This window comes from uncultured Campylobacter sp. (assembly GCF_938017705.1).
Classification (GTDB): Bacteria; Campylobacterota; Campylobacteria; order Campylobacterales; family Campylobacteraceae; genus Campylobacter_B.
Genome location: NZ_CALIIS010000134.1, coordinates 1 through 1,689, shown reverse-complemented (window position 1 = coordinate 1,689; position 1,689 = coordinate 1). Strand labels below are relative to the sequence as shown.

1 protein-coding gene is annotated in these 1,689 nt (G+C 47.8%); it reads left to right on the top strand.

Annotated features, from left to right (window positions below; all coding sequences use genetic code 11):
* Positions 1-363 precede the first annotated feature (363 nt).
* Positions 364-1,689: hypothetical protein (locus Q0605_RS06840; RefSeq protein ID WP_298705366.1), on the top strand; the 1,326-nt coding region annotated here is incomplete at its 3' end.

Here is a 1,689-nt window from a genome sequence, read left to right as displayed (position 1 = left end):
AGCCTTTCGCAGGACGCCTGGCGCCGCGGTTTTATCGCACTAAAATACGAACTGCGCAGCCGTGTGAACTGCGATTATAGCGTGAGCGTGCTCTTGAACGGCGCAGTGTGCTGCGGTTTTGCGGCACAAAATTCGACGAAATTTAGAAGCGATACATACCGCAGCTCTAGCGAGAGTATTTACTTGCGGTGTAGCTCTAGCGTGAGCGCTTGCTTACGGTGCGTTGACGCGAACCGAGATGTCCACTCACGCCGCGATCCTAGCTCGAGCGCTCGTTTGCAATCTAGTATGAACGGACGCTCGCAGCGCAATTTCAATGCAGGCATTTGCTTGCGTCGCGTTGGCACGAAGCGGGGCGTCCATTTGTACTGCAAATTTGGCGCGAACCTAGACGCCTTTCTACGTTGCGGTTTTGATGCATGCGGATTGAGCGCGCAGTTCAGCGCTCAAAAAGCCGTTTTTAGCGCCTACCGCTCGCCGTTTTGCGATGCAAGTGGGCTAGGTAGCGAGCAAAATCCCACTCTAGGCACGTTTTGTGCGGTGCGGAATTTTTTAAATTTACACGGCGCGCGCGATTTTAAGAATTTTGGCTCTGTAAATTTGAAGAAATTTAACCTCGCCGCCTCGCAATTTGTAAATTTAAAAAAGCAAATCCGCGCCGGCGAAGGTGTCGATAAGAGCGCCGATCCGCGCAATTTGACGAGTTTTGGGCGCAGAGCCCCTACACTGCGCAGATCAGGCTTTAAAAGTAAAATTCTCGTGCCGCGTAGATTTTACTTTGAGAGTGCGGTTGGTGTGCCGTGCGGACTCAACCTCGGATATAGAAATTGCGAATTTGCGCAAAATTCTAAAGTTTGTGCCTCGGATTTTACACAAAATTTTAAAAATTTTGACCGGGGCTTGGAAGCCGAGCCCGTGCAAAATTGTAAAATTTCCGCTTTAAATTTTATACAAAATTTTTGTAATTCCGCTCGCGGCAGGGAAGCCGGGTCTATGCAAGGCTTCGGAAATTCGGGCCGAAATTTTGAGCCGAAATTCCCGCAGAGCGCTAAGAATTTCAAGCAAAATTTTGAGCAAAATCTCTTACAGAGAGTTGAGGGCTCCAAGCAGAATCTCTCGCAGAGTGACAAAAAATCCAATCGAAATTTGGAGGCAGAGCCCGTGCGAGGCTTTAAAAATCAAAATTCCGCTCAGGTTTTTTTACAAAGTATCAAGAATTTTGATCAAAATTCTTTGTCTAGCTTTCCGCAAAACGGTAAAATCTACGATCAAAATTCCACTCAGGGTTTTTCGCAAAGCGGCAAAAGCGCCGAGCCAAATTCCGAGGCGAGTTTTTCGCAGAGCGTTAAAAATTCCGAACGGAATTTATCGCTAAGCTTCTTGCAAAGCGTTAAAAGCTCCGATCAAAGTCAAAATTTTAAACACGCCTCCGCGCAAAGCCGCGCCGAACTAAATTCTAAACCGAGCTTTTCGCAGAGCACTAAAAATTCCAATCCGAATTTCAAAGCTAATTCCATACAAAATCAAGCAGAGCCCGTTTCGCGGCAGGAGTTCAAAAATCCGAAGCCGTGCCTGGCGCAGCAGCAAGAGCTAGGCTTTTACGCGCCTAAATTTAAAGACGAGCGCGCTAGGAATTTTTTCTCCCATCCGATGCGCGCCTTCGTTCTTTGCGCCTGCTTTTTTGCGGCG